The sequence below is a fragment of the Scandinavium sp. genome (assembly GCF_032012665.1).
Taxonomy (GTDB): domain Bacteria; phylum Pseudomonadota; class Gammaproteobacteria; order Enterobacterales; family Enterobacteriaceae; genus Scandinavium.
This window is the reverse complement of the sequence record NZ_DALZVG010000001.1, coordinates 223,978-243,872: the sequence shown is the minus strand read 5'-3', so window position 1 is coordinate 243,872 and position 19,895 is coordinate 223,978. Positions and strand designations below refer to the sequence as shown.

The window sequence follows — 19,895 nt, the reverse complement described above, 5'->3', positions numbered from 1 at the left end:
GTCAGAACCGCTGGCCGCGCCGTTCACTTCGGAGGTTCTCTCATGAAGTATGTTGATGGTTTTGTCGTTGCCGTTCCGGCGGACAAAAAGGAGGAATATCTCGCGCTTGCGGCAAAGGCTGCTCCGTTATTTAAGGAGTTTGGGGCAACTCGCGTAGTGGAGTGCTGGGCGGACGACGTGCCTGACGGCAAGCTCACGGACTTCCGCATGGCGGTCAAAGCGGAAGAGAATGAAGCGGTGGTATTCAGCTGGATTGAGTACCCGTCGAAAGAGGCCCGGGACGCGGCCAATGCGAAGATGATGGCCGATCCCCGGATGAAGGAGATGGGGGAAAGCATGCCTTTCGACGGTAAACGGATGATTTACGGCGGCTTTGCGCCGATCCTCGACGAGTAAGCCATAACGGCTGTGCGGCGTGCCGCCAGCCGTTTTAGCCTTCATCTCTTGTGGCTTGTCATGGGCCTCTCTTCCTTTTATTGCTGAAATCGTTATGTTTGCCCATCAGATGCAATGATAATGCTGACTGTCTTTTTTCAAAGAAATCATCAGGACGCGCCCGATGAAGAAAAATGAGTTCGTCACCCAGGATCTGCTCAGCAAGATTTATCAGCAGGGCGACGGTGGCCCGCGCAAGCTTCCCCCGGAGCGGAAGCTTGCGGAGGAATATGGCGTGTCGCGCTTTACGGTGAGGCAGGCGCTGGAGAAGCTCGCCAGTATTGGCGTAGTCAGCATTGTGCAGGGTTCTGGCTGCTGGATTAACGATCGGGCGCGCAACAACCCGCTGGTGTATAACTCCATCACCGAAAAGCGTTTCGACCAGATGCGTTACCGGATGATAAGCCTGCATAAAAAACGTCCGAACCGTGAGGAGCAACAGATATTCGGGCTAACGGAGGATGATTTTATCTGGCAGTTCTGCCGTCTGCGCTATGTGGACGACAGCCCAGTGCAAATTGAGGTGTCGCGTATGCCCTCGGCGGCATTCACGGACCTTAATCAGCAGGTTATCGAAGGATCGTTACAGCAATATGTCCTGCAAAAGGGCTATCTGATTTCGCATATGCTGACGACCTACCGGGCGGTGAGCGTCAGCCGGGAACAGGCTGAACTGCTGGGCTGCAAAAAGGGCAGCCCGGCTATGCACATCAACAACCGCGGTATTCTGGAAGGCGGTGAGGTGTATGAGATCAGCGATATTATTGATATCAATTACACCTGCACTTACGTCATTCCACACAACCGCGATAACCTTGCCTTCCGCCAGCTTCCCGGATGATTACGGGGTGTGCATCGTGCCGTCTGGCAGGCGGCTTTGCGTCCATTCATGCGGGCGATAAACCACCGGGTGAAGCGCGGCCAGCTCTTCATTAAAGCCCACGCCAATGCCGATAGCCTGCGGCGGGTAGACGTAACCCTCTTTCACTGCCGGTGCGCCGGGGAACACCGCATTGGTGGTGGCCGAGCGTGGAATGAATTCCTGAATCGCGGCGTTGTGCAGATGAATATTGAGGTGCGTATTTACCGCCACGCCGATGGGCGTCATGTCTCCCGGGCCATGCCACGCAAGTCGCACGCCAAAGGCCTGGCACAGTACAGCCAGCTTGAGCGCTGGCGTGATGCCGCCAATCTGTGAGACGTGGCAGCGAATAAAATCGATCTGTCGGTTAACGATCAGATCGTGCCACTCCGCCGGATTATTGAACAGTTCGCCGAGCGCCAGCGGCACGCTGCTCTGCTGGCGGATTTGCGTCAGCCACGGCGTCTGCTGCGGCGGCAGAATATCTTCAATAAAGTACGGCTGGTACGGTTCAAGCTGTTTTGCCAGCTGAACGGCCTGCTGTGGGAACAGGCGTTCGTGTACGTCGTGCAGAATATGGAAGCGGTGGCCGTAACGCTCACGCAGGGCGCGGAACATCTCCACGGTATTGCGCATGTATTGATCCTGATCGAACCAGGCCCCCGGCGACGGATTTTCCGGGGCGTGTAAATCCGTGGGCGTTCCGCCATAAAAACCGAGCTGGCAGCGGATATGGCGGTAGCCTTGCTCGAGCAGAATGTCGACCGCAGCATAGAGTTGTTCCAGCGTTTCGCCGCTGGCGTGGGTATAGGCGGCAATCGCGTCGCGGGATTTCCCGCCAAACAGCTGGTAGAGCGGCATTTGGGCGAGCGTGGCTTTGATGTCCCACAGCGCCATGTCGACGCCCGCAATGGCGTTATTCATTGCCGGGCCGTTTCGCCAGTAGGCGTTCACGTTCATCATCTGCCAGAGATCTTCGATATTGTTGGCGTCGCGACCGAGCAGCAGCGGGCGCAGATACTCATCAACCAGCGTTTTCACCGCCAGCGGGCGCTGCTGGAACGTGGCGCAGCCGAGGCCGACGATGCCTTTGTCGGTCGTCACTCTCACCGTCACCAGGTTGTGACGATCCGGGCGGGTGATAAAGCAGTCGATGGCGGTAATCAGAGTCGGTTCCACGAAAATCTCTCCCTGCATAAGACGGAAAATAATTAAATGATGCGTTATCTTCGCCCTATTTTTAGGCAGCAGTAAACTCTTTTCTGGAATAAATATTTTGGTCTGAAATGAGGAGGGAATTGAATTAAAAACCAGACCAATAATCAATAATTCTGCTTCTTTAATCCTTTCTTGTAGCGAAGTGTGAGCGGTTTCAAGTTTTATTGGTTTGTTTTGCTGTTCAGGCTTTATTACGATGCTGATAACCAAAAAAAGAACACTTCGCAGGAGTCACTATGGGGACGCAAGACGTCATCGACCAGATTATTCAGCGGGTTGGTGGGCATGAGAATATCAATAAAGTCTGGCACTGCATGACCCGCTTACGCTTTGATTTGATTGATGATAGCAAAATCGAACTGCGTGAAATCAAAACGCTGCCCGGCGTGCTGGGCGCACAGCTTCAGAGCGACCAGTTTCAGATAATCATCGGACCGAAGGTCAATGAATGGTATGAGTCCTTGCAGGCCCGACTCGGCCAGCAAATAGCAGAACCTGCTGCCACGAATAAGGGACGTAAGAGTCTGGTGTCGATGTTTATGGACACGGTGTCCGGTGTGTTTGGCCCAATCGTGCCGGCTATCGCCGGGGCAGGGATGATTAAAGGCCTGCTGGCGGGGCTGATTGCGCTGAAGGTGGTGTCACCGAAAAGCGATACGGTGATGATTATCGATTTGATCGCCAGCGGCGTGTTCTGGTTCCTGCCGTTTTTCCTCGCAGTGTCGGCGGCGAAAATCTTTAAAACCAATGAGTACCTGGCCGCGGCGGTGGCCGCCTGCCTGATGTATCCGACGCTTATCGATGCGGCAAAAGCGCTGGCGGCGCACCAGCCGGACGCCGCTTCCGTACTGTGGCTGATGAATGCCATTCCGGTGTCGGTCTTTAACTATGCCTCAAGCGTTATTCCGGTGATTTTCTCGGTGCTGGCGCTGAAGTACATCCATAAATGGGTCGACAGCATTATGCCTGACGTGCTCAAAACGGTCTTCACGCCGACGCTGACGCTGTTTATTGGCGCGCTGGCGGCGCTGGTGGTGATTGGCCCGATTGGTATCTGGCTGGGTAAAGGGCTGGCGCTGTTTATCGAAGGCCTGTTCGGCATCTCGGCAAGTTTCGCCGGGCTGGTGGTTGGCGCTATCCGTCCGATAGCGATCCTGACCGGTATGCACCACGCGATGACGCCGATTGCGCTGCAAAACTTCAGCGATCGCGGCTATGACATGCTGATGCCGATGATGTTTATGGCCAATATGGCGATTGCCGGGGCAACGTTTGCCATCTGGCGGCTCAGCAAGGACCGTCAGGACAGAACCGTAACGCTTTCGGCGGCGGTGTCTGCGCTGCTGGGCATTACCGAGCCGGCGTTGTTCGGCGTGCTGACCCGCTATAAAAAGGCGTTTATTGCCGCGACGATCGCCAGTTCGCTGGCCTCTGCGTTTATTGCCTTCTTTGGCGTGCGCCTGTACGGCTACATTCTGTCGAGCATTTTCAGCCTGCCTGCGTATATCGGCCCGTATTTTATGTTTGCGCTGTCGGGCGTGGCGATTGCGCTGGTGCTGTCTTTCGTGCTGACCACGTGGCTTGTCGGTCGGGAACAAAAGCAGCAGGAAAACGCCCGCTACGCAGAGTCAGTACGATAACCCAGGCTTTTAATTCATCAATCTGGGCGACAACAGTCGCCCTTTTTTACGTTCAAAAAACCGCTTTGTTTACAGGGTTGATCTTGTGCCAACGTCGGCGTATCTTTGTGTTATGTTATAATATAACAAGTGAGGTTAATCATGAAAGCCGGTATTCATCCGCACTACCGCACCGTGGTCTTCCACGACACCAGCGCCAACGAATATTTCAAAGTCGGTTCAACGATCAAAACCGATAAGGAAATTGAGTTGGAAGGGGAAACTTTCCCGTATATCACTCTGGACGTGTCATCGAAGTCGCACCCGTTTTATACCGGGAAGCAAAGAGCGGCCTCCAGCGAAGGCAGTATGGCGCGCTTCCGTCAGCGTTTTGGCGGATTTATTGATGCGAAACGGAGCTAGTTATGCAGGTTCTGAACTCGCTTAAAAGCGCCAAACAGCGCCACCCGGATTGCCAGATTGTACGGCGCAAAGGGCGGCTGTATGTGATTTGTAAAACCAACCCCCGCTTTAAGGCCGTGCAGGGGCGTAAGAAAAAACGTTAGTTTTTAAGGCTGTCGCCAACTTTCCAGGGAACTCAACTGCTTGCCGTCGGTATCGAAATTATCGGCGGCAAGCCATTTCTGCATCGCCCCATTCACTCCTGGCCATTCACTGTCGATAATCGAGAACCAGTCTGTGTCGCGGTTATGGCCTTTAATGACCAACGCCTGGCGAAAACGTCCTTCATACTGAAAACCCATACGCAGCGCGGCGCGTCGTGACGGCTCGTTCAGGCTGTTGCATTTCCACTCATAGCGGCGATAGCCGAGCGTCTCAAACGCGTAGCGCATCAGTAGCCACTGCGCTTCAGTGGACATCGGCGTGCGGCTCAGCAGAGGTGAAAAGTGCACATGGCCCACTTCCACGACGCCGTTTTTGCTGTCGATGCGCATCAGCGCGAGCGTGCCGACCGGCTGCCCCGTTTGTTTATCAATAACCGCGAAGTGAATCGGATCCTGAAGCGCCAGTACCGATTCCACCCAGGCGGCGTAGCTTTCCGGCGTTACGTCCGGCTCCCGCAGCAGCCAGGTCCAGGCCCGCGTGTCTTCGGCCAGCTGATAAGCAGCAAACAGCGCTTCGGCGTGGTGCTGGCTAAGGGGTTCCAGACGGCATAACCGGCCATCAAGCGTTTCGCGCTGCGGATGTGGGCGGGGCTGCCAGTCAGGCAAAGCATCACCAACGGGCTGACCAAACTGATTCTTTTGACTCATAGTGACTCCTTTGTGAACGCACCATCGCAGAATAGGGCGTGGATGGTTCCATAAAAAGAACCACTGACGTATCTTCTTGTGGTACCACAAGGAGGCGCGATGAATATCCCGGACGACGCATTTTATGCATTATTAACCCAGGCTCTGCAGCGGCGAGCAGAAGAGACGCTGCAGCGAACGCTCTATCACGCCCTGCGGCAGGCGATTCTTAAGGGGACGCTCCATCCTCAGTGTCGTTTGCCCGGTTCACGCACTATTGCGCAACAGCTGCATTTATCGCGCAATACCGTCAACGCGGCGCTTGAACAACTGACAACGGAAGGTTTTTTGCTGCGCGATCGGCAAGGATCGCAGGTGGCCGCGCTGCCTCAGGCGACAGTTTCCTCCCCTGATTCTCACCCTGTTATTGGATTATCGCCTCACCTGAACCTGCTGCCTCCCGGTACAAGACGAGATTCTCCGACCCTCGCTTTTACACCGGGCATGCCTGCGGTCAACTATTTCCCCTTACCGTTGTGGAGACGCCTGCTTGACCGCGTGCTGAGGGAGGAAGGGAGTATGCTGTTGGGTTATGGTGATTCCGCCGGAGAGCCGTCGCTGCGGGTTGCCATTGCCCGTCATCTCGCGTTGTCGCGTGGTATCAACTGTGATGCCAGTCAGATTGTCATCACCGAAGGTGCCCGGGAAGGGCTTAATCTCTGTACGCAGTTATTAAGCGAACGGGGCCAGCTTGCCTGGCTGGAAGATCCAGGTTATTTCGGTGCCCGTAGCGCATTTATCGCTGCCGGCCTTGCCTTCCGTGGCTTACCGGTGGACGAGGAAGGCATGTGCTTCCAGACCATGGATGTGTCAGCGCCGCGCCTCATCTTCGCATCGCCTTCACACCAGTTTCCCCTCGGCACGTTAATGAGCGCTACCCGGCGCCTGGCGCTGCTGGAGTTTGCCCGCAAGGCGAAAGCCTGGATTATTGAGGACGATTACGACAGCGAGTTTCGCTACAGCGGTGTGCCGATCCCGGCGATGCTCGGCATGGTGCCTGACGCACCGGTGGTTTACCTTGGCACCTTCAGCAAAACGCTTTTCCCTTCGCTGAGAATTGGTTTTATGGTGATGCCAAAGGCATTAGCCGCTTCGGTGCAGCCGGCCATCGAATCTCTGCTACGTGGAGGACATCGGGCTGAGCAGCGGGCACTGGCGCTGTTTATTGAGGAAGGACATTACGCGCGGCATCTGGCGTCGATGCGCCGCTTATATCGCAAACGCCAGACTCAGCTGCGGGCTGCGCTGAAAGAGGAACTCACCGTACCGCATCAGGTTTCTGCAGGAGAGGGCGGGATGCATCTGACGGTAAAAATCGCGGAAATTGATGACGGGGCGGTTGTCGATCTGGCGCGCCAGTACCAGATGGCTCCGGCAGCGCTGAGCCGCTTTTATCTCGACCCTGCGTGCGGTGAAACCGGGCTGGTACTGGGCTACGGCAATACGTCCGCTTCCGGGTTTGCCTCTGGTATTCGCGTGCTTAACCGGCTGATTGCGCAGACTCGGCCCGGGCGAGGGTAAAGATGTCGTAGAACGACAGCTCACCCTTGGTGGCGACCATTTTTTGCAGTTGAGCTTTCTGCGGCTGCGCCACGCGCGGAGAGTGCAGAATGGTGTCGATAAGGGCTTCAGGCACGAAGCGGGTGTTGTACCACTCGCCGTTGTAACAGACGCGAAAATCGAGGACGTCGATATCCTCGTAGCGATAGCGTGGGGCCACGTCGAAAAAGAAGAAGCCGTTCAGGACAATGAAGAGCACCACAAGCAGCCATTGCGAATCGGCCAGTGTTTCCGAACGGTACATGACCACCCATGTCGCGAGAAAACCGAGATACATGGCGATAAACAAACCTGGAAAACGGCGAATGAAGCTGATACTGAAGCGCGGACGGTTATCGCGCTTTTCAGCGTGGTTCAGCTCGTTGATGGTTTGCGTAAGCAGCTGCTGGATTTCGCTCATCTGCGCCTTCTGTTATGCCTGAATTGGGTGATGCTTCATTTTATGTTGCGTGGATTCAGGCGAAAAGTAACAGTTTGGTTGCAGAAAAGCATAACAGTCAGGCGAGCATTTTGATGATCTTCGCCGGGTTGCCGCCTACCACCGCATTCGCCAGTACATCCTTAACGACCACGGCGCCGGAAGCGATTACCGCATTATCGCCGATTGTGATGCCCGGGTTGATGATGGCGCGCCCGCCAATCCAGACGCTGTTGCCGATGGTAACGGGTTTACCGAACTCGGCGCCGCTGTTGCGTTCATCGGCGTTCAGTGGGTGCGTGGCAGTATAAATATGCACGCCGGGCGCGAGCATGCAATTGTCGCCGATAGTGATTGGGCAGACGTCGAGCATTACGCAGTCGAAGTTGGCGTAGAAATTATTGCCGAGAAAAATGTTATAGCCGTAATCGCAGCGAAAAGTTGGCTCGATATAGGCGTCCTGAGCACGGCCCAGCAGTTCACCCAGCAAGCGACTGCGCAGAGCTTTTTCCTCAGGCGTGGAATGATTGTAACTGTGCAGAAGGGTTCTGGCGCGTAAACGGTCGGCACGGAGGGTGACATCACCCGGACGATACAGCTCTCCGGCGATCATTTTACGTTTTTCTTCACTCATGTGATTCTCCTCTTAGGCTGAGACTCACAGTAGCGATTCGCTGATGAATTGGGAACGTTCCCTGTGTCAGTGTGTGACTTATGTCGCACAGTACTCTTTGCGTTATTTATCAAAGAAGGTGAGGGGTGACGATCTCAGGTTGTGATAATTAGCGAATAAATTTCCATACAGATGATGGGATTTTGTCGTAGAGCTTATTCATAGTGAGTTCGGCAAGACGGTGATCGGCCGCTGAGTAAAAAACAGCCAGTTCATTGTCGGAAAGTTCATATTTATTTTTTTCAATAACACGTTCTAATGTATCGAGCGTCTGGCAACGTCGTAGTCGCATCAAATAATCGATTTTTGTTAAAGGTTTATCTGACATAACTTCACCTTTTTGCTTGTAATAATTTTAACAAGAGAGGCTGACCGGGTTCGTCCGGCTCAGATTGACGAAACAGCGAAACAGTCTGTTACCAGACTTGCGCCATTTCTGCAGATCCTCTGCGTTAATGCCATAGTTGCTGAACAACATAAAAGTATCGTCCAGATATTCATCAATTTGCGCGATCAGTTTATTGTCTTCATTGTACTTAATTTTGTAATTAAGTGCGAAAGTAGCAATATGCTCGATCAGTTCGTTGAGCTGAAGATTAAGGGCTGACGTAGGGTCATTCACCCAGCCTGCGCGATTCTCTTCAAGGTTAGCAAGACAGTCATGATACAAGGTTTCACAGAGAAATTTAAGCTGTGCGATATCATGTCTTTTTGGCGAGTATTCGTCCATAACGCATCCCCTTATGATTAACCAACAAACACCGTGTGGGATGGATACTACTGTCTGACCCGGAACATACGCTGTGACCTGATACGTTAACTATAATCTACTCTGAAAAAGATTTCACCGCGCTATTACGAAAAATTACAATTACCGGTTATTCACCTGAGATGTCGCCAATTTTTTATCTCGCCTAATAGCTGACAAGCCAGATTAAAAACGTTAAATATCTATGGACCATCTTATTTTTCATTAGGTTATGTATATGACCACCCAATGACAAGGTGATTTATCCTGAGTATCCGATCCGAAATTCGGAAGAGTCCTAAGGAGTTGTCTGAAAATAAATCAGAGTCCTCGCATATTGTCCGGAGAATTAACCTCGCTATTAAGATTATTTCTTAATACAAATCTTAGTTAAATAAACCTGAGCGATAAAATTTGTCCGGTGTAAAAAAGAAGGGCCGCTTTCGCGACCCTTTTCATTTTGCCTTGCCCGTATTAATGGCGCTCTACCGGATGGCTGTGCTCCAGATCATCGGTTTTCTTGCTGAATCGGCGGCGAACCACCACGAAGAATACCGGAACGAAGAAGATTGCCAGCACGGTTGCCGTGACCATCCCGCCCATTACGCCAGTACCGACGGCGTTCTGTGCACCGGAGCCTGCACCAGTGCTGATAACCAGCGGCATTACGCCGAGGATAAAGGCCAGCGAGGTCATCAGAATCGGACGCAGACGCATACGCACGGCTTCAAGCGTGGATTCAATAAGCCCTTTGCCTTCTTTCTCCATCAGGTCTTTGGCGAATTCCACGATAAGAATCGCGTTCTTCGCCGACAAGCCAATGGTTGTCAGCAGGCCTACCTGGAAGTAAACGTCGTTGGTCAGCCCACGCATTGTGGCGGCTAACAGCGCCCCGACCACACCAAGCGGTACAACCAGCATGACTGAGAACGGAATTGACCAGCTCTCATACAGCGCAGCCAGACACAGGAACACCACAATCAGAGAAATGGCGTACAGGGCAGGGGCCTGGTTGCCGGACAGACGTTCCTGATAGGACATACCCGTCCAGTCATAGCCGACGCCGGTTGGCAGTTTGCTGGCTAACTGTTCCATCATCAGCATGGCTTCACCGGTACTCTTACCCGGTGCTGCCTGGCCGAGAATTTCCATCGATGGCAGACCGTTGTAACGTTCCAGACGCGGTGAACCGTATTCCCAGCGCGAGGTTGAGAAGGCGGAGAACGGAACCATCTGGCCATTGCTGCCACGAACGTACCAGTTGCCAATATCGCTCGGCAGCATACGGTATGGCGCTTCTGACATCAGGTACACTTTCTTCACGCGTCCACGGTCAACGAAGTCGTTGACGTAGCTGCCACCCCAGGCCGCACCCAGCGTAGTGTTGATGTCGCTAATGGAGACGCCCAGCGCCTGTGCTTTTTCCTGATCGATATCGATTTTGAACTGTGGCGTATCTTCCAGACCGTTCGGACGCACACCGACCAGCACGTCAGGATGTTTGGCAATTTCGCCAAACAGCTGGTTACGCGCCTGAGTCAGTTTTTCGTGGCCGAGGCCCGCCTGGTCGATAAGCTGGAAGTCGAAGCCGGTTGCCGTACCCAGCTCCACAATCGCCGGCAGGTTGAAGGCAAACACCATCGCATCTTTTATCTGCGAGAAGCGCGCCATTGCCCGGCCAGTGATAGCTTCCACTTTGTTCTCATCGCCCGGACGTTCGCTCCAGTCCTTCAGCGAAACGAACGCGATACCGGTGTTCTGACCACGGCCGGCGAAGCCGAAGCCGTTAACCGCGAACACGGATTCCACGTTGGCTTTTTCTTTGGTGAGATAGTAATTGGTCATCTCATCCAGCACTTTCTGCGTGCGTTCCTGCGTTGCCCCGGCTGGTAGCTGGGCCATACTCAGGAACACGCCCTGGTCTTCATCCGGCAGGAACGAACTTGGCAGGCGGACGAACAGGTAAGCCATGCCGACCACGATGATGATATAGAGCAGCAAATAACGCCCGGTGCTGCGCAGAATGTTCCCCACGCTGTCGGTGTAGTGGTGCGTGCTCTTCTCGAACATGCGGTTAAACCAGCCGAAGAAGCCTTTGTGCTCGCCGTGGCCGCCTTTCTGAATAGGCTTCAGCATGGTGGCACACAGGGCAGGGGTCAGGATCAACGCTACCAGTACCGACAGCGCCATCGCCGAAACGATAGTGATCGAGAACTGACGGTAAATCGCGCCGGTTGACCCGCCAAAGAACGCCATCGGGATGAATACTGCAGAGAGCACCATCGCGATCCCGACCAGCGCGCCCTGAATCTGGCCCATGGATTTACGGGTCGCTTCTTTTGGCGGCAAGCCTTCCTCGGCCATTACACGCTCGACGTTTTCCACCACCACGATGGCGTCATCTACCAGCAGGCCGATGGCGAGCACCATCCCGAACATCGTCAGGGTGTTTATCGAGTAGTTGAAGGCTGCAAGCACCGCGAACGTGCCTAACAGCACAACCGGTACGGCGATGGTTGGGATCAGCGTCGCACGGAAGTTCTGCAGGAACAGATACATCACGAGGAACACCAGGATGATCGCTTCGACCAGCGTTTTCACCACTTCATGAATGGAGATTTTCACGAACGGGGTGGTGTCGTATGGGTAAACAATTTTCATCCCTGACGGGAAGAAAGGCTCCATACGCTTCAGCTCAGCGCGAATCGCATCGGCGGTGTTCAGCGCGTTTGCACCGGTGGCCAGTTTAATCCCCAGGCCTGATGCCGGCTGGTTATTGTACTTCGCGATGATGTCATAGTTCTCACCGCCAAGCTCAATTTTCGCCACGTCGCGCAGGCGAACCTGCGAACCGTCCGGATTCACCTTCAGCAGAATTTTGCCAAACTCTTCGGTGTTGGTCAGACGGGTCTGCGCCACAATTGAGGCGTTCAGCTGCTGGCCTTTTACCGGTGGCGTACCGCCTAACTGACCGGCTGCGACCTGGGCGTTCTGTGCTTTCAGGGCGCTGATCACGTCAACCGGCGTCAACTGGAAGTTATTCAGCTTGTTCGGGTCCATCCAGATACGCATCGCGTACTGGGAACCGAACAGCTGAACGTCACCGACGCCGGAAGTACGGCTGATCGGATCTTTCATGTTGGCGGCGACGTAGTCGGAGATGTCGTCCTGGGTCATGGTACCATCGGTGTTGATAACGCCGACAACCATCAGGAAGCTGCTTGATGCTTTTTCAACGCTCACGCCCTGCTGCTGAACTTCCTGCGGCAGAAGCGGCATCGCCAGCTGCAGTTTGTTCTGCACCTGAACCTGCGCGATGTCCGGGTCAGTACCGGATTCAAAAGTCAGCGTGATGGTGGCAGTGCCCGTGGAGTCACCGTTCGAGGACATGTACATCAGGTGATCGATGCCGTTCATGTTCTGTTCGATAACCTGAGTCACGGTATTCTGCACGGTCTCAGCATCCGCTCCGGGATAGACGGCCGTGATGGCAATCGCCGGTGGCGCAATCGTTGGATACTGCGCGACCGGCAATTTGAGGATCGCAAGTCCCCCTGCCAGCATAATAATGATGGCGATCACCCATGCGAATATGGGGCGATCGATAAAGAAATTAGGCATGTCTTAACGGCTCCTGTTTAAGTTAAGACTTAGGCTGTTCTGACGCCGCATTACCTGCGGTTTGTTGCTCTTTGTCAGAAGTGACTTCCTGCGCTTTTACCTGAGCGCCCGGTCTGACTTTCTGCAAACCGGTAATAATGACGCGGTCGCCGGATTTCAGACCGTCAGTAACCAGCCATTTGTCGCCGATAGCCTGACTGGCGGTGATTTGACGGACTTCAACCTTATCGCCTTCACCCACCACCATCGCGCTGGCATCGCCACGCGGAGTACGGGTTACGCCCTGCTGAGGAACCAGCAATGCGTTAGGGTTCGTCCCTTCTTCAAGCTTCGCGCGTACGAACATACCCGGCAGCAGGGTATGGTCCGGGTTCGGGAAGACGGCGCGCAGCGTGATAGAACCGGTGGTCTGATCGACGGTGACGTCGGAGAATTCCAGAGAACCGCTCTGCGAATATTTGATGCCGTCCTGCGTGACGAGATCGACTTTCGCTTTACCGTTCACCTGCTGCAGAGTCCCGCTGGCGAGTTCCTGTTTCAGACGCAGGAAATCGTTGCTGGACTGCGTCACGTCAACATAAATCGGATCGAGCTGCTGAACGGTGGCGAGTGCATCAGCCTGGCCGTTTTGCACCAGCGCACCTTCCGTGACGGAAGATTTACCGATACGACCGCTAATGGGTGAAGTCACCTTGGTATAGGCGAGGTTAATGCGCGCCGTTTCCACTGCGGCTTTTGCAGCCACGACGGCAGCATTTGCCTGCAGGGAATCAGACAGCGCGGTGTCATAGTCCTGACGGCTGACGTACTGTGTGCCCAGCAGCTTTTGGTAGCGGCTCGCAGTCAGCTGAGCCACTTTCGCTGCGGCTTCGGCTTTGGCTAAATCGCCTTTAGCGCTGTCGTAAGAGGCCTGATAGGTTGCGGGATCAATCTGATAAAGAGACTCACCGGCCTTAATTTCGCCGCCTTCCGTAAAGTTACGCTTCAGGATAATACCGCTCACCTGAGGGCGAACTTCTGCGATACGGAAAGCACTGGTGCGGCCAGGTAATTCAGTGGTGATTTGAAGAGGTTCAGTTTTGAGCGTCACAACACCGACTTCTGGGGTCTGCGCTGCTCCTTGCTGAGCCTGTTTGTCGTCACATCCTGTAAGCGCTAAGCTGCCTGAAAGCATCAGAACGACCGCCAGAGGCGTTAACCCTCTGTTTTTGTTCATATGTAAACCTCGAGTGTCCGATTTCAAATTGATCAATGGATCAAATGTCCACAAACCCATTGCTGCTTTATATTATGGTCGTGCTATGGTACATACATTCACAAATGTATGTAAATCTAACCTCTGTAAATTCACCAACCTATGGCACGAAAAACCAAACAACAAGCGTTGGAAACACGGCAACACATTCTCGATGTTGCCCTGCGATTGTTTTCTCAACAGGGGGTATCATCCACCTCGTTGGCTGAGATTGCAAAGGCGGCTGGCGTCACCCGAGGCGCAATCTACTGGCATTTCAAGAACAAATCAGATTTGTTCAGCGAGATCTGGCAGCTCTCAGAATCCAGTATCGGCAGTCTCGAATCAGAGTATCAGGCAAAATTCCCTGGCGATCCACTCTCAGTTCTTAGGGAGATTCTAGTCTATATTCTTGAAGCCACAGTGATTGAAGAACGCCGACGTTTGATGATGGAGATTATCTTTCACAAATGTGAATTTGTGGGTGAGATGGCCGTGGTGCAGCAGGCTCAGCGCGACCTTTGTCTGGAAAGCTATGACCGCATTGAGGCGACGCTGAACGAGTGCATTAAAGCGGGGCAGCTCCCTGTGGATTTACTGACCCGCCGCGCCGCTATTTTGATGCGTAGCTATATCTCCGGCATCGTTGAAAACTGGCTTTTCTCACCGGACACCTTCAACCTGAAAACCGAAGCCCGTGATTACGTTGCTATCCTGCTGGAAATGTACCAGTTCTGCCCAACGCTACGAGCCCATCAGCCTGCCTGAGCCGCATGACCCAAAAGTACGGGAATATTCCTAAGGTGGGCCGCTATTCGGCGCAAAGGAGAAGTGCTATTCTGCGCAGGCATTTTCTTCCGGCGATTCCGGCCCTGAACTCATTCATGCTGACACTATGCTGCACAACACATTCTGGCGGAAATCACTCTCCGCGTTAATTGTCGTCCTTATCTTCTCTTTTACCGTCCTGGGAATCAGCCCGGCGCGGGCGCAGGGGCCGAACGATCTGCCCGAACGCGCTGACGTGCAAAAACAGCTCACCACGCTGACCAAGAAAAAAGAGCTCACGCCACAGGACAAACTTGTTGAGCAGGATCTGTCGGATACCCTGCAGCTGCTCGATAAAATCGATCGCATCAAAGATGAAACCGCGCTGCTCAAGCAGCAGATAGACCAGGCGCCAGCCAAAATGCGTCAGGCCACCGACAGCCTGAGCGCGCTGGGCGATGTGGACAACGACGACGAAACGCGCAAAGTACTGAATACGCTTTCTGTTCGCCAGCTTGAAGCCCGCATCAACGATGTGCTCGACCAGCTTCAAACCGCGCAAAACGATCTTTCAACCTACAACAGTCAGCTGGTGTCGCTGCAAACTCAGCCAGAGCGCGTACAGAATACGATGTACAACGCCTCGCAACAGCTACAGCAAATCCGCAATCGCCTGAATGGCACCACCGTCGGTGAGGACGCTCTGCGTCCGACGCAGCAAACCATGCTGTTGGTGCAGCAGGCGTTGCTCAATGCTGAACTCGATCAGCAGCGTAAAAGCCTCGCCGGTAACACCACGCTTCAGGATACCCTGCAAAAACAGCGAGATTACGTGACCGCCAACAGTAACCGCCTGCAGCACCAGCTGCAGCTGTTACAGGAAGCCGTCAGCAGCAAGCGACTGACGCTGACGGAGAAAACGGCACAGGAAGCCGTTTCCCCTGATGATGCAGCCCGCATTCAGGCTAATCCGCTGGTGAAACAGGAGCTGGACATTAACCATCAGCTGAGCGAACGGTTAATCAAGGCGACGGAAAGCGGCAACCAGCTGGTGCAGCAAAACATTCGCGTCAAAACCTGGCTCGACCGCGCGCTGCAGTCCGAACGCAATATTAAAGAACAGATCTCAATGCTCAAGGGCAGCCTGCTGCTGTCGCGCATTCTTTATCAGGAGCAACAGACGCTGCCGTCTGCCGACGAACTGGAAGACATGACCAACCGCATCGCGGATCTGCGCCTGGAACAGTTTGAAGTGAATCAGCAGCGCGATGCGCTGTTTCAGAACGAGGATTACGTTGCGAAGCTGGAAGAGGGCCACAGCAGCGACGTCAATGATGAAGTGACCGATGCGCTGAACCAGGTTATCGACATGCGTCGTGAACTGCTGGATCAGATGAACAAACAGCTGGGTAGCCAACTGATGATGGCCATCAACCTGCAGGTGAATCAGCAGCAACTGATGAGCGTCTCAAAAAGCCTGCGCTCTATTCTCACTCAGCAAATTTTCTGGGTGAACAGTAACAAGCCTATGGACTGGGACTGGATCAAATCTTTCCCGTCAGCGCTGAAAGAGCAGTTCAGCAAAATGAGCATCACCGTGAACTGGGAAAAAGCCTGGCCCGCGGTGTTCATCGCGTTTCTGGCGGGGCTTCCTCTGCTGCTGATCGCCGGGCTGATTCGCTGGCGGCTGTCGTGGCTGAAAGGCTATCAGCAGCAGCTGGCGTCTGAAGTCGGACAGCTGCGTAACGACAGTCAGCTTCATACGCCTAAGGCAATCCTTCTCGACCTGATCCGCGCGCTGCCGGTGGTGATGATTATCCTTGCCGTGGGGCTGATTCTGCTGACAATGCAGTTGAACATTAGCGATCTGCTGTGGGCGTTCAGTAAAAAGCTGGCGCTGTTCTGGCTGATTTTTGGCCTGTGCTGGAAAGTGCTGGAAAAGGACGGCGTGGCGATTTCACACTTCAACATGCCGCCGCAGCTGACGAGCCACTGGCGTCGCCAGATTGTCCGTATCAGTCTGGCGTTGCTGCCGCTGCACTTCTGGTCTGTTGAGGCAGAGTTGTCGCCACTGCATCTGATGGATGACGTACTCGGTCAGTTCGCCATTTTCCTCAACCTGCTGCTGATCACCGTACTGATATGGCCGATGTGTCGGGACAGCTGGCGTGATAAGGAATCACATAGCCTGCGCCTGGTGACGATCACCACACTCGCCATCGTGCCGGTTGCGCTACTGGTGCTCACCGCCACGGGCTATTTCTACACCACGCTGCGTCTGGCCGGGCGCTGGATTGAAACCGTCTATCTGGTCATTATCTGGAACCTGATTTACCAGACGGTTCTGCGTGGCCTGAGCGTGGCGGCCCGGCGTATTGCCTACCGCCGTGCGCTGGCACGCCGCCAGCATCTGGTGAAAGAGGGCGCGGAAGGGGCTGAGCCGACGGAAGAGCCGGCGATTGCGCTGGAAGATGTGAACCAGCAGACGCTGCGCATCACCATGCTGGTGATGGTGGCGCTGTTCGGCGTGATGTTCTGGGCTATCTGGTCTGACTTAATCACCGTCTTCGCCTATCTCGACAGCATCACGCTGTGGCACTACAACGCCACCGAAGCGGGGACGGAAGTGCTGCGCAACGTCACGCTCGGCAGCCTGCTGTTTGCGCTAATCGCTGCGGTTGTCTCCTGGGCGCTGATCCGCAACCTGCCGGGCCTGCTGGAAGTGCTGGTCCTTTCGCGCCTTAAGATGCGCCAGGGCGCGTCTTACGCCATCACCACGATCCTCAACTACGTCATTATTGCCGTTGGTGCGATGACGGTGTTCGGTTCGCTTGGGGTGTCGTGGGATAAGCTGCAGTGGCTGGCGGCGGCGCTGTCGGTCGGTCTTGGTTTTGGCCTCGGCGAAATCTTCGGCAACTTCGTTTCTGGCCTGATTATTCTGTTCGAACGTCCGGTGCGCATCGGCGATACCGTTACGATCGGCACCTTCTCGGGCTCGGTCAGTAAGATTCGTATTCGTGCCACCACGATCACCGACTTTGACCGCAAAGAAGTGATCATTCCCAACAAAGCGTTTGTGACCGAGCGCCTGATCAACTGGTCGCTCAGCGACACCATCACCCGCGTGGTGATCCGCCTCGGCGTGGCGTATGGATCGGATCTGGATAAAGTCAAAGAAGTGCTGCTGAAAGCGGCCTCGGAGCATCCGAAAGTGATGCACGAGCCGGAACCGTCGGTCTTCTTTACCACCTTTGGTCCGAGTACGCTGGATCACGAACTGCGCCTGTACGTGCGTGAACTGCGCGACCGCAGCTATACCGTGGATGAGATTAACCGCACCATCGACAGACTCTGTCGTGAAAACGGCATCAACATCGCCTTTAACCAGCTCGAAGTTCACCTGCGTAATGAAAAAGGTGATGAAGTGACGGAAGTGAAGCGTGACGTGAAGGGTGACGATCCGACGCCAGCAGGGGCTTAAGTGCTACAGTTGTAGGCCCGGAAAGCCAAGCGCCGCCGGGCATTTTGATTCGACGCCCGATGGCGCTTTGCTTATCGGGCCTAAGGGTTTTGAGCGGCAGTCTCTATTTTCCGCTCAAAATCCCGCTTTACTATTTCCAGCGCGCTCAGCACCGTTTCCGGCGCAATGGCGTGTTCTTCCAGCAGCATAATCAAATCGACCGCCAGTTTGACATCGTCCGGGGCGTTTTCCAGCGACATAGCTTCTCCTGTCAGCGCGTCATGCGCGCCAGTACATTTTCAATATTCTCCAGTGCGCTGCGGCAACGCGTGAGCCTGGCGCTGAATGCCTCCACTTCCCGCGCAAGCCGTTGCTGCTCCTCAAGCGTTGATGCCTGTGCCAGTAGCTGACGTCGCTGCTGCGTCATTTCAAGCAGGCGACGTTCATATTCCTGATGCTGAAGACGTTTGCGCTGCCAGCGCGTCAGGGCGGGCGAGCCGTTATCCCAGCCCCGCAGCTGCCAGGCCGCACTTTCTCTTGCAATCGCTTCGAGCTGTGAAACCAGACGCTCTGCCAGCCACTGCACCTGCTCAATCTGCTGCTGCTCAACGGCATGCCGCAGCGCCTTCAGGTTACTCCGTGCTTCTTCTACACACGCCTGCAAAAAAGCGCTCTGCGTGCGGAAAAGCTGTCTGTCAAAACGCGGCCCGAGGGTGGCGTGAAACGCCATCGGTGCCACCTCTGCTTCAAGCCGGGAAAGCTGCGTGTCCAGCGATTGCAGTAACAGGTCAGTTTTCATATTTTCTCCCTCGAAAGGACCGTGGCCTGTGCTACATTTGCCGTTCAGTTTGATAACGATTCTCACGATGAAACGGACTATTCTAAACATCATTGGCTGGCTGGCGGTAGCGTTAGGCACGCTGGGCGTGTTTTTACCGCTGTTGCCAACCACTCCGTTTATTCTGCTGGCGGCCTGGTGCTTCGCTCAGTCATCGCCACGTTTTCATGAATGGCTGCTCTACAGGTCGTGGTTCGGCGGCTATCTGCGTCACTGGCAGCAGTATAAAGCGATGCCGCCTGGCGCAAAGCCGCGAGCGATCGTCATCACCATTGCAACCTTCGCTATCTCGCTGTGGCTGGTGAAAATTGTGTGGGTACGCTTTTTGCTGCTGGCGATCCTCGCCTGCCTGCTGATTTTCTTGTGGCGCATTCCGGTGGTTGATGCAAAACAACAAAAATAATAATGCTCGTCTGAGTTATTGCATTTAACGTTGAGTGCCAGTACATTCTGGCGTTTTCGAGCACGGGCGAAGCTGGTTAAAGGTTAATCGAATGTAACTTTAACCTTAAGCAAAATGCGCCTTGTGAGTTACACCGTTTTAATCAGGCATACACCTATGACCGCAACTGCACAGCAGCTTGAATTTCTGAAAAACAGCATCAAAAGCATCCAGGACTATCCAAAGCCTGGCATTCTTTTCCGCGATGTCACCAGCATGCTGGAAGACCCGAAAGCCTATGCCCTCAGCATTGAATTGCTGACGGAGCGCTTTAAAAACGCGGGTATCACCAAAGTGGTGGGTACCGAGGCGCGTGGTTTCCTGTTTGGTGCACCGGTCGCGTTGGCGCTGGGCGTAGGATTCGTGCCGGTACGTAAACCGCGCAAACTGCCGCGTGAAACCATTGCAGAAAGCTATGAGCTGGAATACGGCACCGATCAGCTGGAAATCCACGTTGATGCCATCAAGCCGGGTGATAAAGTGCTGGTGGTTGACGATCTGCTGGCGACCGGCGGCACCATTGAAGCCACCGTCAAGCTGATTCGCCGTCTCGGTGGTGAAGTGACCGACGCGGCCTTCATCATCAATCTGTTCGATCTGGGCGGTGAACAGCGTCTGGAAAGCCAGGGTATTCATTGCTACAGCCTGGTACCCTTCCCGGGACACTGATCAAATCCCCACATAGC

At 54.4% G+C, this 19,895-nt stretch carries 20 protein-coding genes; 10 read left to right on the top strand and 10 right to left on the bottom strand.

The annotated features are described in order from the left end of the window. Positions 1 to 42: 42 nt before the first annotated feature. Both RTU33_RS01120 and RTU33_RS01115 read left to right on the top strand, forming a co-directional pair. Positions 43 to 396, top strand: coding sequence for a DUF1428 family protein (locus RTU33_RS01120; RefSeq protein WP_312624716.1), 354 nt, complete (start codon positions 43 to 45; stop codon positions 394 to 396). Between the two features lie 163 nt (positions 397 to 559). Beyond that, positions 560 to 1,276 carry a GntR family transcriptional regulator gene (locus RTU33_RS01115; RefSeq protein WP_312624715.1) on the top strand — a complete coding sequence of 239 codons (717 nt, stop codon included), beginning with the start codon at positions 560 to 562 and terminating at the stop codon, positions 1,274 to 1,276. Here the strand turns inward: RTU33_RS01115 and RTU33_RS01110 are convergent, their stop codons facing one another. Beyond that, a complete protein-coding gene (locus RTU33_RS01110; RefSeq protein WP_312624714.1) occupies positions 1,277 to 2,476 on the bottom strand; it encodes an enolase C-terminal domain-like protein in 1,200 nt (399 codons plus the stop codon). It abuts the gene before it with no gap. A gap of 275 nt (positions 2,477 to 2,751) precedes the next feature. Here RTU33_RS01110 and RTU33_RS01105 point away from each other — a divergent pair, with 275 nt between their 5' ends. The 3 genes from RTU33_RS01105 to ykgO all read left to right on the top strand — a co-directional run bounded on the left by RTU33_RS01105 (position 2,752) and on the right by ykgO (position 4,700). Beyond that, a complete protein-coding gene (locus tag RTU33_RS01105) occupies positions 2,752 to 4,155 on the top strand; it encodes a PTS transporter subunit EIIC (protein ID WP_312624713.1) in 1,404 nt (467 codons plus the stop codon). A 141-nt stretch (positions 4,156 to 4,296) separates the two neighbouring features. After that, positions 4,297 to 4,557 carry a type B 50S ribosomal protein L31 gene (locus tag RTU33_RS01100; RefSeq protein ID WP_312624712.1) on the top strand — a complete coding sequence of 87 codons (261 nt, stop codon included), beginning with the start codon at positions 4,297 to 4,299 and terminating at the stop codon, positions 4,555 to 4,557. Between the two features lie 2 nt (positions 4,558 to 4,559). Then, complete coding sequence (gene ykgO / locus RTU33_RS01095; protein WP_312624711.1) at positions 4,560 to 4,700, top strand: type B 50S ribosomal protein L36; 141 nt, start codon at positions 4,560 to 4,562, stop codon at positions 4,698 to 4,700. 3 nt (positions 4,701 to 4,703) lie between these two features. On the opposite strand, the gene RTU33_RS01090 is transcribed toward ykgO, so the two are convergent. Continuing rightward, a complete protein-coding gene (locus RTU33_RS01090) occupies positions 4,704 to 5,408 on the bottom strand; it encodes a GNAT family protein (protein WP_312624710.1) in 705 nt (234 codons plus the stop codon). A gap of 99 nt (positions 5,409 to 5,507) precedes the next feature. On the opposite strand from RTU33_RS01090, the gene RTU33_RS01085 reads away from it, so the two are divergent. Continuing rightward, the gene (locus tag RTU33_RS01085) at positions 5,508 to 6,968 is read left to right on the top strand and encodes a PLP-dependent aminotransferase family protein (RefSeq protein ID WP_312624709.1); all 1,461 of its coding nucleotides are present in this window, start codon (positions 5,508 to 5,510) and stop codon (positions 6,966 to 6,968) included. On the opposite strand, the gene RTU33_RS01080 is transcribed toward RTU33_RS01085, so the two are convergent. The 6 genes from RTU33_RS01080 to acrA all read right to left on the bottom strand — a co-directional run bounded on the left by RTU33_RS01080 (position 6,928) and on the right by acrA (position 13,683). Further along, positions 6,928 to 7,407 carry a YlaC family protein gene (locus tag RTU33_RS01080; protein ID WP_312624708.1) on the bottom strand — a complete coding sequence of 160 codons (480 nt, stop codon included), beginning with the start codon at positions 7,405 to 7,407 and terminating at the stop codon, positions 6,928 to 6,930. The genes RTU33_RS01085 and RTU33_RS01080 overlap by 41 nt on opposite strands. Before the next feature lie 97 nt (positions 7,408 to 7,504). After that, positions 7,505 to 8,059, bottom strand: a complete 555-nt coding sequence (maa, locus tag RTU33_RS01075) for a maltose O-acetyltransferase (RefSeq protein ID WP_312624707.1) — start codon at positions 8,057 to 8,059, stop codon at positions 7,505 to 7,507. A 148-nt stretch (positions 8,060 to 8,207) separates the two neighbouring features. After that, a complete protein-coding gene (locus tag RTU33_RS01070) occupies positions 8,208 to 8,426 on the bottom strand; it encodes an HHA domain-containing protein (protein WP_312624706.1) in 219 nt (72 codons plus the stop codon). A gap of 27 nt (positions 8,427 to 8,453) precedes the next feature. Further along, positions 8,454 to 8,828, bottom strand: a complete 375-nt coding sequence (tomB, locus tag RTU33_RS01065; RefSeq protein ID WP_097161545.1) for an Hha toxicity modulator TomB — start codon at positions 8,826 to 8,828, stop codon at positions 8,454 to 8,456. A 492-nt stretch (positions 8,829 to 9,320) separates the two neighbouring features. Next, positions 9,321 to 12,467, bottom strand: coding sequence for a multidrug efflux RND transporter permease subunit AcrB (gene acrB, locus RTU33_RS01060; protein WP_312624704.1), 3,147 nt, complete (start codon positions 12,465 to 12,467; stop codon positions 9,321 to 9,323). 22 nt (positions 12,468 to 12,489) lie between these two features. Then, positions 12,490 to 13,683 carry a multidrug efflux RND transporter periplasmic adaptor subunit AcrA gene (acrA, locus tag RTU33_RS01055; protein WP_312624703.1) on the bottom strand — a complete coding sequence of 398 codons (1,194 nt, stop codon included), beginning with the start codon at positions 13,681 to 13,683 and terminating at the stop codon, positions 12,490 to 12,492. A 141-nt stretch (positions 13,684 to 13,824) separates the two neighbouring features. On the opposite strand from acrA, the gene acrR reads away from it, so the two are divergent. Continuing rightward, a complete protein-coding gene (acrR, locus tag RTU33_RS01050) occupies positions 13,825 to 14,469 on the top strand; it encodes a multidrug efflux transporter transcriptional repressor AcrR (protein ID WP_312624702.1) in 645 nt (214 codons plus the stop codon). A gap of 127 nt (positions 14,470 to 14,596) precedes the next feature. Further along, positions 14,597 to 17,950 (top strand): mechanosensitive channel MscK, encoded by a 3,354-nt coding sequence (gene mscK / locus RTU33_RS01045; RefSeq protein WP_312624701.1) that lies wholly within the window; start codon positions 14,597 to 14,599, stop codon positions 17,948 to 17,950. A gap of 80 nt (positions 17,951 to 18,030) precedes the next feature. Here mscK and rsmS read toward each other — a convergent pair whose 3' ends face one another. Further along, positions 18,031 to 18,189: a pleiotropic regulatory protein RsmS gene (gene rsmS, locus RTU33_RS01040; RefSeq protein WP_312624700.1), complete on the bottom strand. Its 159-nt coding sequence runs from the start codon at positions 18,187 to 18,189 to the stop codon at positions 18,031 to 18,033. Positions 18,190 to 18,200: 11 nt separating this feature from the next. Beyond that, the gene (gene priC, locus RTU33_RS01035; RefSeq protein ID WP_312624699.1) at positions 18,201 to 18,728 is read right to left on the bottom strand and encodes a primosomal replication protein N''; all 528 of its coding nucleotides are present in this window, start codon (positions 18,726 to 18,728) and stop codon (positions 18,201 to 18,203) included. Positions 18,729 to 18,795: 67 nt separating this feature from the next. On the opposite strand from priC, the gene RTU33_RS01030 reads away from it, so the two are divergent. After that, the gene (locus tag RTU33_RS01030; protein ID WP_312624698.1) at positions 18,796 to 19,170 is read left to right on the top strand and encodes a DUF454 family protein; all 375 of its coding nucleotides are present in this window, start codon (positions 18,796 to 18,798) and stop codon (positions 19,168 to 19,170) included. A gap of 156 nt (positions 19,171 to 19,326) precedes the next feature. Next, a complete protein-coding gene (gene apt / locus RTU33_RS01025) occupies positions 19,327 to 19,878 on the top strand; it encodes an adenine phosphoribosyltransferase (protein ID WP_312624697.1) in 552 nt (183 codons plus the stop codon). Positions 19,879 to 19,895: the final 17 nt, after the last annotated feature.

Excerpts from the sequence above, each read along its gene's own strand:
- acrR (WP_312624702.1), top strand. The coding sequence starts at position 13,825 with ATGGCACGAAAAACCAAACAACAAGCGTTGGAAACACGGCAACACATT.
- RTU33_RS01120 (WP_312624716.1), top strand. The coding sequence starts at position 43 with ATGAAGTATGTTGATGGTTTTGTCGTTGCCGTTCCGGCGGACAAAAAG.
- RTU33_RS01070 (WP_312624706.1), bottom strand. The coding sequence starts at position 8,426 with ATGTCAGATAAACCTTTAACAAAAATCGATTATTTGATGCGACTACGA.
- apt (WP_312624697.1), top strand. The coding sequence starts at position 19,327 with ATGACCGCAACTGCACAGCAGCTTGAATTTCTGAAAAACAGCATCAAA.
- acrB (WP_312624704.1), bottom strand. The coding sequence starts at position 12,467 with ATGCCTAATTTCTTTATCGATCGCCCCATATTCGCATGGGTGATCGCC.
- mscK (WP_312624701.1), top strand. The coding sequence starts at position 14,597 with ATGCTGCACAACACATTCTGGCGGAAATCACTCTCCGCGTTAATTGTC.
- priC (WP_312624699.1), bottom strand. The coding sequence starts at position 18,728 with ATGAAAACTGACCTGTTACTGCAATCGCTGGACACGCAGCTTTCCCGG.
- RTU33_RS01105 (WP_312624713.1), top strand. The coding sequence starts at position 2,752 with ATGGGGACGCAAGACGTCATCGACCAGATTATTCAGCGGGTTGGTGGG.
- RTU33_RS01030 (WP_312624698.1), top strand. The coding sequence starts at position 18,796 with ATGAAACGGACTATTCTAAACATCATTGGCTGGCTGGCGGTAGCGTTA.
- acrA (WP_312624703.1), bottom strand. The coding sequence starts at position 13,683 with ATGAACAAAAACAGAGGGTTAACGCCTCTGGCGGTCGTTCTGATGCTT.
- RTU33_RS01080 (WP_312624708.1), bottom strand. The coding sequence starts at position 7,407 with ATGAGCGAAATCCAGCAGCTGCTTACGCAAACCATCAACGAGCTGAAC.
- RTU33_RS01115 (WP_312624715.1), top strand. The coding sequence starts at position 560 with ATGAAGAAAAATGAGTTCGTCACCCAGGATCTGCTCAGCAAGATTTAT.
- RTU33_RS01085 (WP_312624709.1), top strand. The coding sequence starts at position 5,508 with ATGAATATCCCGGACGACGCATTTTATGCATTATTAACCCAGGCTCTG.
- rsmS (WP_312624700.1), bottom strand. The coding sequence starts at position 18,189 with ATGTCGCTGGAAAACGCCCCGGACGATGTCAAACTGGCGGTCGATTTG.
- tomB (WP_097161545.1), bottom strand. The coding sequence starts at position 8,828 with ATGGACGAATACTCGCCAAAAAGACATGATATCGCACAGCTTAAATTT.
- RTU33_RS01100 (WP_312624712.1), top strand. The coding sequence starts at position 4,297 with ATGAAAGCCGGTATTCATCCGCACTACCGCACCGTGGTCTTCCACGAC.
- maa (WP_312624707.1), bottom strand. The coding sequence starts at position 8,059 with ATGAGTGAAGAAAAACGTAAAATGATCGCCGGAGAGCTGTATCGTCCG.
- RTU33_RS01090 (WP_312624710.1), bottom strand. The coding sequence starts at position 5,408 with ATGAGTCAAAAGAATCAGTTTGGTCAGCCCGTTGGTGATGCTTTGCCT.
- ykgO (WP_312624711.1), top strand. The coding sequence starts at position 4,560 with ATGCAGGTTCTGAACTCGCTTAAAAGCGCCAAACAGCGCCACCCGGAT.